The organism is Arthrobacter sp. CMU6, from assembly GCF_059090205.1.
Genome location: NZ_JBNHFL010000106.1, coordinates 1 through 409, shown reverse-complemented (window position 1 = coordinate 409; position 409 = coordinate 1). Strand labels below are relative to the sequence as shown.

The following is a 409-nucleotide window of genomic DNA, read 5'->3' as shown; positions in this document are numbered from 1 at the left end:
GACCAGGTGTTCTTCCAGGGCCACGCGTCCCCGGGCATGTACGCCCGGGCGTTCATGGAAGGCCGGCTCTCGGAGGAGGACCTGGACGGGTTCCGGCGGGAAAAGTCCAAGGAAGGCCATGCCCTCTCCTCCTACCCGCACCCGCGGCTGATGCCGCACTTCTGGGAATTCCCGACCGTGTCGATGGGCATCGGCCCGATGAACGCGATCTACCAGGCCCAGTCCAACCGGTATCTGCACAACCGCGGCCTGAAGGACACCTCGGACCAGCAGGTCTGGGCGTTTTTGGGTGACGGGGAAATGGACGAGCCGGAGTCCCGCGGCCTGCTCCAGCTCGCCGCGAACGAGAACCTGGACAACCTGAACTTCGTGATCAACTGCAACCTCCAGCGCCTGGACGGGCCGGTGC

General features: G+C 65.5%; 1 protein-coding gene. It reads left to right on the top strand.

Annotated elements, in window-relative coordinates:
- On the top strand, nucleotides 1–409 hold a 409-nt coding region (locus AC5RWD_RS23265; RefSeq protein ID WP_494022275.1), incomplete at both ends, for a thiamine pyrophosphate-binding protein.